Below are 13,090 nucleotides of genomic sequence, written 5' to 3' on the forward strand. Positions count from 1 at the left end.
ATGGGGTTAGGTATGCGCTTTCGCGCGTTGGTTGCTGCCGTAGGGGTGTTGTTTCTGGCGGTGACCGTCGACGCTGTGGCCGATTCGAAGGTCAACAGTGTTCGTCTGTGGCGGGCACCGGACAACACACGTCTGGTTTTTGACCTGACCGGCCCGGTGCAACACAGCGTCTTCACCCTGACCGCGCCGGATCGCCTGGTCATCGACATCAATGGCGCGACCCTCGGTGCGCCACTCAACGTCAACACGTCGAACACCCCGATTACCGCCATGCGCTCGGCTCAACGCACGCCGACCGACCTGCGGGTGGTCATCGACCTGAAAAAGGCGGTGACACCAAAAAGCTTCTCCCTGGCGCCGAACGCCCAGTACGGCAACCGCTTGGTGGTCGATCTGTTCGATAACGCCGCGGATGCCGCGCCTCCCCCAGCGCCGACACCAACTGTGGCCACGATGCCCGCCGTGCCGGTCACGCCTGTGGAGCCTGCAATCAAACTGCCGCCGGCCCCGGCCGGAAAACGCGACATCATCGTGGTGATCGACGCCGGACACGGTGGCGAAGACCCGGGCGCATCGGGTTCTCGCGGTCAGCGTGAGAAAGACGTGGTGTTGCAGATCGCCCGCGAATTGCAACGCCAGATCAACGGCATGAAAGGTTTCCGCGCCGAACTGACCCGAACCGGCGATTACTTCATTCCATTGCGCGGCCGTACCGAAATTGCCCGCAAGAAAGGCGCCGACCTGTTCGTCTCGATCCACGCCGACGCCGCGCCTTCTACCGCCGCTTTCGGTGCCTCGGTATTTGCCCTGTCTGATCGCGGTGCGACCTCGGAGACAGCCCGCTGGCTGGCTGACAGCGAAAACCGTTCCGACCTGATCGGTGGTGCCGGCAACGTCAGCCTCGATGACAAGGACCGCATGCTCGCCGGCGTGCTGCTCGACCTGTCGATGACGGCATCCCTGACGTCCAGCCTGAACGTTGGCCAGAAGGTGCTGAGCAACATTGGCCGGGTTACGCCTCTGCACAAGCAGCGGGTCGAACAGGCCGGTTTCATGGTGCTGAAGTCGCCGGATATTCCGTCGATCCTGGTGGAAACCGGATTTATCTCCAACGCCAACGAAGCCTCGAAGCTGGCAGCGTCTGGCCACCAACAGGCGCTGGCGCGTTCGATCAGCAGCGGCGTGCGCCAGTTCTTCCAGCAGAACCCGCCGCCGGGCACTTACATTGCCTGGCTGCGCGACTCCGGCAAGATCGTGCAGGGGCCACGTGACCACCGCGTCAACCCGGGCGAGACCCTGGCGATGATCGCCGTGCGTTATCAGGTGTCGCCCGCGGCCCTGCGCAGTGCCAACAACCTGTCGAGCGATGAGCTCAAGGTCGGTCAGCACCTGACCATTCCGGGCACTGAACTGGCGGCCAAAGAATGAATCAGGTCGTGAAAAGCGGCGCTCGCATCGAGCTGCTCAGCCCGCGACTGGCGAACCAGATTGCCGCCGGTGAGGTGGTCGAACGCCCGGCTTCGGTGATCAAGGAGCTGCTGGAAAACAGCCTCGACTCCGGTGCCAGGCGCATCGACGTCGATGTGGAGCAGGGCGGCGTCAAATTGCTGCGGGTGCGCGACGACGGTAGTGGCATTTCCGCCGATGACCTGCCGCTGGCGCTGGCCCGTCACGCCACCAGCAAGATCCGCAACCTGGAAGACCTCGAGCAGGTCATGAGCCTGGGCTTTCGCGGTGAGGCCCTGGCATCGATCAGCTCCGTCGCGCGCCTGACCCTGACCTCCCGCACCCGCGACGCCGATCAGGCCTGGCAGGTCGAGACCGAAGGCCGTGACATGGCGCCCCGCGTGCAGCCTGCGGCGCATCCGGTGGGCACTTCGGTTGAAGTGCGCGACCTGTTCTTCAACACGCCGGCGCGACGCAAGTTTCTCAAGACCGAAAAAACCGAATTCGATCACCTGCAGGAAGTCATCAGGCGTCTGGCCCTGGCGCGCTTCGATGTGGCGTTCCATCTGCGCCACAACGGCAAGACCATTCTCAGCCTGCACGAGGCCCATGATGATGCGGCCCGTGCCCGACGCGTGGCGGCGATTTGCGGGCCGGGCTTCCTGGAGCAGGCCCTGCCGATCGAAATCGAGCGCAACGGCCTGCATCTATGGGGCTGGGTCGGCCTGCCGACCTTTAACCGCAGCCAGGCCGACTTGCAGTATTTCTTCGTCAATGGCCGTGCCGTGCGCGACAAGCTGGTGGCCCATGCGGTGCGTCAGGCCTATCGCGACGTGCTGTTCAACGGTCGGCACCCGACCTTCGTGCTGTTTTTCGAAGTCGATCCGACCGGTGTCGACGTCAATGTGCATCCGACCAAACACGAAGTGCGCTTTCGTGAAGGGCGCATGGTTCACGATTTCCTCTACGGCACCTTGCACCGTGCCTTGGGCGATGTGCGCCCCGATGATCATCTGGCGGCACCGGTTGCCACGGCCATTGTCCGGCCTACCGGCCTCGAAGCCGGTGAATTCGGGCCCCAGGGCGAAATGCGCCTGGCCGCCAATGCCCTGCTGGAACAGCCTCAGGCCCAGCCGTCGTTCAATGCACCGGCAGGTTCGGGTGCTGGCGCGGGTTATCAGTATCAATACACGCCGCGCCCGCAGTCCGGTGTTCCTGTCGCTGAAGCGCAGGCCGCCTACCGCGAGTTTTTTGCGCCGCTGCCCGAGGCCAATGCCGTCGCGCTACCGGCCGGGCAGGACGACATCCCGCCGCTGGGTTATGCGCTGGCCCAACTCAAGGGCATCTACATCCTTTCGGAAAACGCCCAGGGCTTGGTGCTGGTGGACATGCACGCTGCCCACGAGCGGATCATGTATGAGCGACTGAAGGTGGCGATGGCCAGCGAGGGCCTCAGTGGTCAGCCGTTGCTGGTGCCGGAGTCCCTGGCCGTCAGCCAGCGTGAAGCCGATTGCGCCGAGGAACATGTCGCCTGGTTCCAGCGCCTGGGCTTTGAGTTGCAGCGCCTGGGCCCGGAAACCCTGGCCATCCGGCAGATCCCGGCACTGCTCAAGCAGGCCGAAGCCAACCGCCTGGTCGCGGACGTCCTGGCGGATCTGATGGAGTTCGGCACCAGCGACCGCATTCAGGCGCACCTGAACGAGTTGCTCGGGACCATGGCCTGCCACGGTGCGGTTCGGGCGAACCGGCGTCTGGCCCTGCCGGAAATGAATGCCCTGCTGCGTGACATGGAAAACACCGAGCGCAGCGGTCAATGCAACCATGGCCGACCGACCTGGACCCAACTGGGCCTGGACGATCTGGACAAACTGTTCTTGCGCGGTCGTTGATGAGCCAGCTCCCACCTGCGATTTTCCTGATGGGCCCGACCGCCGCCGGCAAGACCGACCTGGCCATCGAACTCACCAAGGTCCTGCCTTGCGAGTTGATCAGCGTCGATTCGGCGCTGGTCTACCGTGGCATGGACATTGGCACCGCCAAGCCTTCCAAAGAGCTGCTGGCGCAATATCCGCACCGTCTGATCGATATTCTCGACCCGGCCGAGAGCTATTCGGCTGCGGATTTCCGCCGTGACGCCCTGCAAGCCATGGCCGAGATCACCGCGCGCGGAAAAATTCCGCTGCTGGTAGGCGGCACGATGCTCTATTACAAGGCTTTGGTTGAAGGCCTGGCGCAGATGCCGGCCGCCGACCCGCAAGTGCGCGCACAGATCGAAGAAGAGGCTGCACGCCTTGGCTGGCAAGCCCTGCACGACCAGTTGGCAGTGATCGACCCGGTTTCTGCCGCGCGTATTCATCCGAACGATCCGCAACGTCTGAGTCGAGCACTGGAAGTTTATCGGGTAAGCGGTCAGAGCATGACTGCGCTACGCTTGCAACAATCTGCGCAAAGTACCGAAGCAGCCGCTTCGGGACAGCAACAATTGCCCTATACTGTCGCGAACTTGGCTATTGCTCCGGCAAATCGCCAGGTACTGCACGAGCGAATTAAACAAAGATTCACTTTAATGTTGGAACAGGGATTCATTGACGAGGTCGTAGCCCTGCGTAATAGAGGTGACCTGCATGCCGGGATGCCGTCTATACGTGCAGTAGGCTACCGCCAAGTCTGGGACTACCTGGATGGCAAGCTGACGTCAGCCGAGATGCAGGAGCGTGGAATCATTGCCACGCGCCAATTGGCGAAACGCCAGTTCACCTGGCTGCGCAGTTGGACTGACCTGCATTGGCTGGACAGTCTGGATTGCGACAATCTGCCGCGCGCCTTGAAATACCTGGGGACCATCTCCATATTGAGCTGAGTCCTTGCAATTGCCGTCTATCCTTGGGGGTGTGGCGGCTAAAGCCATCTGTTTACCTATTTTTTATATTGAATCCTTAAAGGAGTGCGGCACATGTCAAAAGGGCATTCGCTACAAGACCCTTACTTGAATACTTTACGTAAAGAGAAAGTTGGGGTGTCCATCTACCTGGTCAACGGTATCAAACTGCAAGGAACGATCGAGTCGTTCGACCAGTTCGTCATCCTGCTGAAAAACACCGTAAGCCAGATGGTCTACAAGCACGCTATCTCTACAGTGGTACCGGTGCGTCCAATTCGTCTGCCTAGCGCAACCGAATCCGATGCAGGTGACGCTGAGCCAGGTAACGCCTGATAGGAGTCTCCTTTGTTCTTTGAGCGCCACGGTGGTGGTGAGCGAGTGATCCTCGTTCACTTGGATGGACAGGACCCTGAGGCGCGCGAAGATCCGCAGGAGTTTCAGGAATTGGCTAATTCGGCCGGCGCCGAGACCGTTGCGTTTTTTAACGTGCCGCGTCATCGGCCAACCGCCAAATTTCTGATTGGCAGCGGCAAGGTCGAGGAGCTACGCGATCTGGTCCATGCCGAAGAAGCAGACCTGGTAATCTTCAATCACGTCCTCACACCCAGTCAGGAACGTAACCTCGAACGTGTCTTCGAGTGTCGCGTGATCGACCGCACCGGTCTGATTCTCGATATTTTCGCCCAACGCGCCCGCACCCATGAAGGCAAGCTCCAGGTAGAACTGGCCCAGCTTGACCACATGAGCACCCGGCTGGTTCGTGGCTGGACCCACCTTGAGCGCCAGGGTGGCGGTATCGGCATGCGTGGCCCGGGTGAAACCCAGCTGGAAACCGACCGCCGTTTGCTCCGGGTTCGCCTGCGGCAGATCAAGGGCCGGCTGGAAAAAGTGCGCAGTCAGCGCGAACAGTCGCGACGCGGCCGTTCCCGTGCGGATATTCCTACCGTGTCCCTGGTGGGCTATACCAACGCCGGTAAATCCACGCTCTTCAATAACGTGACGAAATCCGACGTGTACGCGGCTGACCAGTTGTTTGCCACGCTGGACCCGACCTTGCGCCGTCTGGAACTGGACGACCTGGGGCCGATTGTCCTGGCCGACACTGTGGGTTTCATTCGCCACTTGCCCCACAAGCTGGTCGAGGCATTTCGGTCTACGCTCGAAGAGTCGAGCAACTCCGACCTGTTGCTGCACGTGATCGATGCGGCCGAACCGGATCGCATGTTGCAGATCGAGCAGGTGATGGTGGTGCTGGGCGAGATTGGTGCCCAGGACTTGCCGATCCTCGAGGTCTATAACAAACTCGATTTGCTTGAAGGCGTTGAGCCACAAATCCAGCGCGACGAAAACGGCAGGCCCCAACGGGTCTGGCTCTCGGCACGTGATGGCACAGGTCTGGAATTGCTTGAGCAAGCCATTGCCGAGTTGTTGGGCAGTGATTTGTTTGTCGGTACCTTGCGCTTGCCTCAGCGCTTTGCGCGCCTGCGTGCACAGTTTTTCGAGTTGGGCGCGGTACAGAAAGAAGAATACGACGAAGAAGGTGTCAGCTTGCTGGCCGTTCGATTGCCGCGCTCGGAGCTCAATCGGCTGGTCAGCCGTGAAGGCGTTGTGCCGACGGAGTTTATCGAGCAACACACTTTGCAATAAAAGCCTGAGAAAGCGGTTGTGCCGTGGTGACAGGCATTCTGTAGCATTGGTCGGCGCGCCGTGGGTGCGTCTTTGCTTTATCAGATGGAGAGCGCTATGGCTTGGAATGAGCCGGGTGGCAACTCGAATAATCAGGATCCTTGGGGTGGCAAGCGTCGTAACAACGGCGACCGCAAGGGGCCACCGGATCTCGACGAGGCCTTCCGAAAGCTGCAGGAAAGCCTGAACGGTTTGTTCGGTGGTGGTAAGAAACGTGGTGGCGACGACGGCGGTGGTCCGGGCAAGAGTGGCGGCTTTGGCGGCCTGCTCGGCATCGGCCTGGTCGTGTTGGCCGCTGTTTGGCTGTACAGCGCGGTTTATGTCGTCGACGAGCAGGAGCAAGCCGTGGTGCTGCGCTTCGGCAAGTACTACGAAACCGTGGGGCCTGGCCTGAATATCTATTTCCCGCCGATCGACAAGAAGTACATGGAAAACGTCACGCGTGAGCGTGCCTACACCAAGCAGGGTCAGATGCTGACCGAAGACGAGAACATCGTCGAAGTGCCGCTGACCGTGCAGTACAAGATCAGCAACCTGCAGGATTTCGTGCTGAGCGTCGATCAGCCGGAAATCAGCCTGCAACACGCGACCGACAGCGCCTTGCGCCATGTGGTGGGTTCCACCGCAATGGACCAGGTACTGACCGAAGGTCGTGAGTTGATGGCCAGCGAGATCAAGGAGCGTCTGCAACGCTTCATGGACACCTATCGCACAGGTATCACCGTTACCCAGGTCAACGTTCAGAGCGCAGCGGCACCGCGCGAAGTCCAGGAAGCCTTCGATGACGTGATCCGTGCCCGGGAAGACGAGCAGCGTTCGCGCAACCAGGCCGAAACCTATGCCAACGGCGTCGTGCCGGAAGCCCGTGGTCAGGCCCAGCGCATCCTTGAGGATGCCAATGGTTACCGTGACGAAACCGTCTCGCGCGCCAAGGGTGAGGCCGATCGCTTCACCAAGCTGGTTGCCGAGTACCGCAAGGCGCCTGAAGTCACCCGCCAGCGTCTGTACCTGGACACCATGCAGGAAGTCTTCAGCAACACCAGCAAGGTTCTCGTGACCGGCAACAAGAACGGCCAGAGCAACCTGTTGTACCTGCCGCTGGACAAGATGGTCGAAAGTGGTCGCAACACCGGCACTCCGGTGACCAGTGCGGCAGCCACCAGCAATGAAGCGAATGCGCGTGCGGCAGCTGATCTGCAGCAACAGCAAGCACGTACCAGGGAGAGTCGCTGATGAGCAATAAATCGCTGATCGCCCTTATTGTCGGCGTCGTCGTGGCGATCGCTGCCTGGAACTGCTTCTACATCGTGGCTCAGACCGAGCGTGCGGTGTTGCTGCAGTTCGGTCGCGTGGTCCAGACCGATGTTCAGCCAGGCCTGCATGTGAAAGTGCCTTACGTTAACCAGGTGCGTAAATTCGACGCACGCCTGATGACGCTGGATGCACCGACACAACGCTTCCTGACGCTGGAAAAGAAGGCCGTGATGGTCGATGCCTACGCCAAATGGCGCGTGAAGGACGCAGAGCGTTACTACACCGCGACTTCCGGCCTCAAGCAGATCGCCGACGAACGTCTGTCCCGTCGTCTGGAATCGGGCCTGCGTGACCAGTTCGGTAAGCGCACCTTGCACGAAGTGGTCTCCGGTGAGCGCGATGCGTTGATGGCGGACATTACTGCTTCGCTGAACAAGATGGCTGAAAAAGAACTGGGCATCGAAGTGGTCGATGTCCGGGTCAAGACCATCGACCTGCCGAAAGAAGTAAACCGCAGCGTGTTCGAACGTATGAGCACCGAGCGTGAGCGTGAAGCTCGCGAGCACCGCGCCAAGGGTAACGAACTGGCCGAAGGCATCCGTGCCGACGCCGATCGTCAACGCCGCGTGCTGCTGGCTGAAGCCTACCGTGAATCCGAAGAGGTTCGCGGTGACGGCGATGCCCAGGCCGCTGCGATCTACTCCAAGGCCTACGGCCAGGATCAGGAGTTCTACGCGTTCTACCGTAGCCTGCGTGCCTACCGTGAAAGCTTCGCGAACAAATCCGACGTCATGGTCCTAGACCCAAGCAGCGACTTCTTCCACTACCTGGAAAAAGCCAAGCCTTGATACGGCGTTGACCTGATTTATCCCCCGCCGGGCGGCTAAAACCTCTGGCGGGGTGATCCTTTGGGAAAACGTGTGTATGATGCGGCAGCCGGGAAATTCCCGGCTTTTTTGCGTCTGCATGTTTGATTGCTGTTTTAAAGCAGATGCCGGGCCGATTGGCTCGACAGTTTTTCGAGGAAAGTGGTTGGCGAAGCCGGTAGAAGGGCTTTTCGCTCCGTCGCTCATGCGCGTGGTTTGTGCGCAAGCCGATCATTTTCTGCTTCACTCAAGGCTCGCCGACAGGCTGGTCGCCCGGAGATAGGGGAAGGCGTAATGGCAACGGTAGACCGCTGGCTTCTGCCAGATGGCATCGAAGAAGTACTGCCACCGGAAGCTGCGCGTATTGAAGTCGCGCGTCGTCAGGTGTTGGATCTGTTCCAGAGCTGGGGTTACGAGTTTGTCGTGACTCCCCATATCGAGTACCTGGAATCCCTGCTGACCGGCGCGGGCCAGGACCTGGATCTGCGCACCTTCAAGGTCATCGACCCGCAATCGGGCCGCCAGATGGGTTTCCGTGCCGACATCACGCCGCAAGTGGCGCGCATCGATGCGCATACCCTGCGTCGTGAAGGCCCAAGCCGCCTGTGCTATGCCGGCAGCGTGCTGCATGCTCAGCCGCGTGCCTTGTCGTCCTCGCGCAGCCCGATTCAACTGGGTGCCGAGTTGTACGGCGACGGCAGTCCGAGCAGCGACGTCGAAGTCATCAGCCTGATGCTGGCCATGCTGCAACTGGCCGATGTGCCGGATGTGCACATGGACCTCGGTCATGTCGGCATCTATCGCGGCCTGGCCCGCGCGGCCGGTTTGTCCGGTGAAGTCGAGCAGCAGTTGTTCGATGCCTTGCAACGCAAGGCCATCGATGAGGTCATTACCTTGACCGAAGGCTTGCCTGCCGATCTGTCGGGCATGCTGCGGGCGTTGGTCGACCTGTGTGGCGGCCGTGAAGTGCTGGCTGCGGCCCGTGAGCGTCTGGCCAAGGCGCCTGCCCCGGTTCTGGCGGCGCTGGACGACTTGCTGGCAATTGCCGAGCGGTTGTCCGTGCGTTTCCCTGAACTACCGCTGTATTTCGACCTGGGCGAGCTGCGTGGCTACCACTACCACACCGGTGTGGTGTTCGCCGTGTTCGTGCCGGGTGTTGGCCAGTCCATTGCCCAGGGCGGTCGTTACGACGACATCGGCGCCGACTTCGGTCGTGCCCGTCCGGCGACCGGTTTTTCCACCGATTTGAAAACCCTGGTGACCCTGGGGCGTGCTGAGATCGAGCTACCGTCTGGCGGTATCTGGATGCCTGACAGTACGGATGCGGCACTCTGGCAGCAGGTTTGCCAGTTGCGCAGTGAGGGTCAGCGTGTCGTTCAGGCCTTGCCTGGACAACCTTTGGCCGCCGCCCGTGAAGCGGACTGCGACCGGCAATTGATTCAGCAGAACGGGCTTTGGCAAGTATCGCCACTGGCTTCTTGAGTTTTCCCGCCGGCTGCCGCCGGCACCAAGTTTGCGCGAATGAGGACAAGTGTTATGGGTAAGAATGTCGTAGTCCTGGGCACCCAGTGGGGTGATGAGGGCAAAGGCAAGATCGTTGATCTGCTGACCGAACATGCTGCCGCCGTAGTGCGCTACCAGGGTGGCCACAACGCGGGTCACACTCTGGTGATCGATGGCGAAAAAACCGTCTTGCACCTGATCCCGTCGGGCGTGCTGCGCGAAGGTGTACAGTGCCTGATCGGCAACGGCGTGGTGGTAGCACCTGACGCCCTGCTGCGCGAGATCACCAAGCTGGAAGAAAAAGGTGTGCCGGTGCGCGAGCGCCTGCGTATCAGCCCGTCCTGCCCGCTGATCCTGTCCTTCCACGTTGCGCTGGACCAGGCCCGTGAAAAGGCCCGTGGCGAGCTGAAGATCGGTACCACCGGTCGCGGCATCGGCCCGGCCTACGAAGACAAGGTTGCACGTCGTGGCCTGCGTGTGGGCGACCTGCTCAACATGCCGCGCTTTGAAGACAAGCTGCGTGAACTGGTGGATTACCACAACTTCATGCTGGTGGGTTACTACAAAGAGCCAGCCATCGACTTCGACAAGACCCTGGCCGAGTGCAAGGAATACGCTGAGCTGCTCAAGCCGCTGATGCTGGACGTGACTGCCGAGCTGCACGACCTGCGTCGCGCTGGTAAAGACATCATGTTCGAAGGCGCCCAGGGCTCCCTGCTGGACATCGACCACGGTACCTACCCGTACGTGACCAGCTCCAACACCACCGCTGGCGGCGTTGCTACCGGTTCGGGTGTTGGCCCCATGTTCCTGGACTACATCCTGGGCATCACCAAGGCTTACACCACACGTGTAGGTTCGGGTCCATTCCCGACGGAGCTGTTCGACGAAGTCGGTGCGCACCTGGCTAAACAAGGTCACGAGTTCGGCGCGACCACTGGCCGTGCTCGTCGTTGTGGCTGGTTCGACGCTGTTATCCTGCGTCGCGCTATCGATGTGAACAGCATCTCGGGCATCTGCCTGACCAAGCTGGACGTGCTCGACGGTCTGGAAACCATCAACATCTGCGTCGGCTACAAAGACGCAGAAGGCAAGGCCGTTGCCCCGACTGATGCTGACAGCTACGTGGGCCTGCAGCCTGTGTACGAAGAAGTACCGGGCTGGACCGAGTCGACCGTGGGTGCCAAGACCCTGGAAGAGCTGCCAGCTAACGCCCGTGCTTACATCAAGCGCGTTGAAGAGCTGATCGGTGCACCGATCGACATTATTTCGACGGGCCCGGACCGCAACGAAACCATCGTTCTGCGTCATCCGTTTGCTTGATAAGTCGTTGATGTAAAACACAAAGGCTCCTTAATCGGGGCCTTTGTCGTATTTGTCTGCAGGACGGCATGACCTTTGCTGTAAATATCTTCAAAAGAATGCCATCAAATTAATGGCGTCCAAGTAGAGGGATTCACAGTGTCGGCCGTTCTCTCACTGTTACAAAGCCGTTTGTTGCGGCCTGTGTTCGTTACCCTGGGTATCGCCCTTTTGGTGCAGGTGCTGGTGGCTGTTGCTCTGACCCGGAGCACGGTGACCGCGCTCGAAGCCGATCTGGGCACGCGCCTGGGCGCGGACAGTCAAAAACTTTCCGCCGAGCTCGAGCAGGCCGGGCGTGAAGTCACGTCCAGTCTGGACAGCCTTTCTACCAGTACACGTCAGCGCCTCACGGCCGGTTTGTCCTCGCGTCTTGAGGAAGAGCAGGCGCAATTGCGTTCGACCCTGGAAAAGGACCTGAAGGACTCCGCCAACGATATGGCACAGCTTCTGGCTTCGGTCGCGCCCCGCGCCATGTGGGACAACGACATTCCGACGCTGTCCGAATTCGCCCGCCGGGCCCAGCGCAATCCCAATGTGCTGTTCGTGGTGTATGACGACGCTACCGGTCAGCACCTGACGCGCTACCTCAACCGGGAAAACCCGATCAACAAGGCGCTGCTGGAAAAAGGCCAGGGCGAGCGGGCGCTCGACAAGGTGCTGGATGCAGCGAAGAACGATCCTTCGGTCTTCTACATCGAGGCTTCGATCAACCCCAATGGCGTGGAAATCGGCAAGGTCCTGATGGGGGTCTCGACGGCTTCGGTGGAGATTGATCTCGCGGCCCTCGACAAGCGCTTCTCGGCCTTGATCGCCAGCAGCGATCAACTGGTCGGCGACAGCCTCAAAGGCGCAGCTGCCGACAGCGCAACGGCGATGCGTGCGCGTCTGCAGTCAGCGCAGTCCACAGCGGCGGAAATGAAAGCCAACACCACCAGCACCGTACAGGAAGCCGCTGCAACATTGCGCTGGCGCATCGGCGTGTGTCTGGCGGTGGTGGGTTTTGGTGTCCTGCTGTTGCTGGCGGTGGTGCTCGGTCGTCGAGTGGTCAATCGCCTGAAAATGCTGATCGTTGCCATGGATGACCTGGCAGCAGGCGAAGGCGATCTGACCAAGCGTGTGCAGATCAACAGCAAGAACGAAATCGGCGACATGGCCTCGGCGGTCAATCGCTTTGTGGATAAGTTGCAGCCGATCGTGCGCGAGGCGGGCGATGTGGCTCAGCGTACCGGCGTCGAGATTGGTGCCATGACCCTGCGCAACGCGGGTGCGGACGCAGCGGCTGGCATGCAGCGCGACGAAGTGGCGGAGAGTTTGCGTGCCCTGTCGCAAATGGCGGATGAGGCGCAGTCGGAAAGCCACGCCATGCAGGCGGCGCTCAAGCAGGTGGTGGAGATTCGTCAGGCCACCGATGAAAACACCCGGACCTCGGCGAAAGTCGGCAGCCTGATCGAGGAGCTGGCGGGGCAGGTCAATACCGGCGCCCAGGTGATCGAGCGCCTGGCGCAGCAAAGCGAGCAGATTGAAGTGGTGTTGACGGTGATTCACGGCATCGCCGAGCAGACCAACCTGCTGGCGCTGAACGCGGCTATTGAAGCAGCGCGTGCCGGCGAGACCGGGCGCGGGTTTGCGGTGGTGGCAGATGAGGTGCGGGCGCTGGCGAGCAAGACGCAGAGCTCCACCGGCGATATCCAGGCGCACATCGTGGCGTTGCAGCAGGGCGCGCGCGAGGCGGTCGCGGCAATCGGTCAGGCCGGGCGCCAGGCCAACGAAGGTTTGGTGGTGCTGCGTGACAGTGCACGGTTGCAGCAGTCGGTGCAGGCGTCGGTCGAGCAGGTGCATGCGGCGATCGGTCTGGCGACCCAGGCCGCGGCGCATCAGGCGCAAGGGGCGCAAGCGGTGCGAGGGCGGGTCCAGACCATTCATGCCCAGGCCGAGAAAGCCGCGCAAGCTGTGGTGGAGACCACGGCCAGCGGCAAGGTGCTGGATGGGTTGGCGGCGCAGTTGAAGGCGAGCCTGGGGCAGTTCAGGGCTTAGGGTTTGTGTTGAATGGTCTGGCGTCATCGCGAGCAGGCTCGCTCCCACATTGGAATGC

At 61.0% G+C, this 13,090-nt stretch carries 10 protein-coding genes; all 10 read left to right on the top strand.

Annotated features, from left to right (window positions below; translation table 11 throughout):
• The 10 genes from PPUTUW4_RS02280 to PPUTUW4_RS02325 all read left to right on the top strand — a co-directional run bounded on the left by PPUTUW4_RS02280 (position 1) and on the right by PPUTUW4_RS02325 (position 13,032).
• Positions 1-1,428 carry an N-acetylmuramoyl-L-alanine amidase gene (locus tag PPUTUW4_RS02280; RefSeq protein WP_217838356.1) on the top strand — a complete coding sequence of 476 codons (1,428 nt, stop codon included), beginning with the start codon at positions 1-3 and terminating at the stop codon, positions 1,426-1,428.
• On the top strand, positions 1,425-3,335 hold the full coding sequence (gene mutL, locus PPUTUW4_RS02285) for a DNA mismatch repair endonuclease MutL (protein WP_015093228.1): 1,911 nt from the start codon (positions 1,425-1,427) through the stop codon (positions 3,333-3,335). Before PPUTUW4_RS02280 ends, mutL begins: the two co-directional genes overlap by 4 nt.
• The gene (miaA, locus tag PPUTUW4_RS02290; protein ID WP_015093229.1) at positions 3,335-4,306 is read left to right on the top strand and encodes a tRNA (adenosine(37)-N6)-dimethylallyltransferase MiaA; all 972 of its coding nucleotides are present in this window, start codon (positions 3,335-3,337) and stop codon (positions 4,304-4,306) included. The genes mutL and miaA overlap by 1 nt, the downstream gene beginning before the upstream one ends.
• 93 nt (positions 4,307-4,399) lie before the next feature.
• Entirely contained in the window at positions 4,400-4,660 is a 261-nt protein-coding gene (gene hfq / locus PPUTUW4_RS02295) for an RNA chaperone Hfq (RefSeq protein ID WP_003221112.1), read from the top strand.
• A 12-nt stretch (positions 4,661-4,672) separates the two neighbouring features.
• Complete coding sequence (gene hflX, locus PPUTUW4_RS02300; RefSeq protein ID WP_007973259.1) at positions 4,673-5,974, top strand: ribosome rescue GTPase HflX; 1,302 nt, start codon at positions 4,673-4,675, stop codon at positions 5,972-5,974.
• A gap of 96 nt (positions 5,975-6,070) precedes the next feature.
• Positions 6,071-7,246 (top strand): FtsH protease activity modulator HflK, encoded by a 1,176-nt coding sequence (gene hflK / locus PPUTUW4_RS02305; protein WP_007973262.1) that lies wholly within the window; start codon positions 6,071-6,073, stop codon positions 7,244-7,246.
• Positions 7,246-8,115 (top strand): protease modulator HflC, encoded by an 870-nt coding sequence (gene hflC, locus PPUTUW4_RS02310; protein WP_007973264.1) that lies wholly within the window; start codon positions 7,246-7,248, stop codon positions 8,113-8,115. Before hflK ends, hflC begins: the two co-directional genes overlap by 1 nt.
• 312 nt (positions 8,116-8,427) lie before the next feature.
• Entirely contained in the window at positions 8,428-9,615 is a 1,188-nt protein-coding gene (locus PPUTUW4_RS02315) for an ATP phosphoribosyltransferase regulatory subunit (RefSeq protein ID WP_007973265.1), read from the top strand.
• 54 nt (positions 9,616-9,669) lie between these two features.
• A complete protein-coding gene (locus PPUTUW4_RS02320) occupies positions 9,670-10,959 on the top strand; it encodes an adenylosuccinate synthase (RefSeq protein ID WP_007973267.1) in 1,290 nt (429 codons plus the stop codon).
• Positions 10,960-11,097: 138 nt separating this feature from the next.
• Complete coding sequence (locus PPUTUW4_RS02325; RefSeq protein ID WP_015093230.1) at positions 11,098-13,032, top strand: methyl-accepting chemotaxis protein; 1,935 nt, start codon at positions 11,098-11,100, stop codon at positions 13,030-13,032.
• Positions 13,033-13,090 lie beyond the last annotated feature (58 nt).

It is taken from the genome of Pseudomonas sp. UW4 (assembly GCF_000316175.1).
Lineage (GTDB): Bacteria > Pseudomonadota > Gammaproteobacteria > Pseudomonadales > Pseudomonadaceae > Aquipseudomonas > Aquipseudomonas laurylsulfatiphila.